The 1,342-nt window shown below is 57.7% G+C and carries 1 protein-coding gene; it reads left to right on the top strand.

Annotation, left to right across the window (positions count from 1 at the left end):
• The first annotated feature begins 89 nt into the window (after positions 1–89).
• Complete coding sequence (locus tag BBA01S_RS39420; protein ID WP_027821165.1) at positions 90–1,187, top strand: IS5 family transposase; 1,098 nt, start codon at positions 90–92, stop codon at positions 1,185–1,187.
• Positions 1,188–1,342 lie beyond the last annotated feature (155 nt).

Consider the following 1,342-nt stretch of genomic DNA (forward strand, 5'->3'; position numbering starts at 1 on the left):
CAGGGTGCGGAAATACCTCGCACTGAAGTCATCGCGAGGGAAAGCAAAAGCGTTGATGTAAGAACCCCACCCGCCTTCCAGAAGATCATATGCGCGGCACCGACACGTTCACCGAGAGTTTGTTTTCCCTGCGGAAGCTGGACGACTTCGTCCCGAAGTCGCATCCGTTGCGTTTGATTCGCGTGATGGCGAACGAAGCGCTGGCGAAGATGGATCGGCTGTTCGCCGGGATGTACGAAGCGGACATAAAAGGCGGCAGGCCGAGCATCGCGCCAGAGAAGTTGCTGCGAGCCATGCTGATCCAGGTGCTCTACAGCATCCGCTCGGAGCGCCAACTGATGGAGCAGGTTCAATATAACCTGCTTTTTCGTTGGTTCATCGGCCTGGCAATGGATGACGAGGTGTGGGTGCCCACAGTCTTTACAAAGAACCGCGAGCGTCTGATCAAGCACGATGCAGTGATCGAATTCTTCAACGAAGTGGTGGCCATCGCCGAGAAGAAGTGCCTGCTATCGGGTGAGCATTTCAGCGTGGACGGCACGTTGCTTCAGGCATGGGCCGGGCACAAGAGTTTTGTACGCAAGAACGGTGACGATCAGGACAACGACGGTGGCGGCGCGGGCACCTTCAAGGGCGAGAAACGCAGTAACGAGACACATCAGTCGAGGACCGACCCCGATGCGAGGCTCTATCGCAAAGGCAAAACAGCCAGCGAATTGCGGTACATGGGCCATACGCTGACTGATAACCGGCACGGCCTGGTGGTCAATGCGCGCGTGACTCGCGCCGACGGGCATGCCGAGCGTGAAGCGGCCAAGATCATGATCCACGACGCACGGCAAGCGGCAGAGGATCCGAACGTAGAAATTACGTTGGGTGCAGACAAGGGTTACGATGCGCAGGAATTCATCGAGGCGTGCCAGCAGATGAAGGTCACACCGCACATTGCGCAAAACACCTCGGGGCGGCGTTCGGCAGTGCCCGATACGGTTGCCTCGAGCGCGGGCTACGCGATTTCGCAGCAAAAGCGCAAGTTGATCGAACAAGGATTCGGCTGGGCCAAGACCGTTGGGCGCATGCGCCAGGTGATGGTGCGCGGCTTGAAGAAGGTGGACCAGATGTTCGTATTGAACATGGCGGCCTATAACCTCGTGCGTCTGCGATCGCTGGCAGAAATCCGCCCATAGCGGCGGGCAAAGGCTGCAATGAGGCCAGAAGTCGGCCTCACACTGCTTAAAAGAGGTTGATTCGCGTTGAAATTGCACAATGCGAAAGATTTAGCGACGCTGGGCACGTAACCCGAGGAAGGCAGCGTCCGTTGGGGGTGTATTTCCGCAACCTG

It is taken from the genome of Paraburkholderia bannensis NBRC 103871, assembly GCF_000685015.1.
Taxonomy (GTDB): Bacteria; Pseudomonadota; Gammaproteobacteria; order Burkholderiales; family Burkholderiaceae; genus Paraburkholderia; species Paraburkholderia bannensis.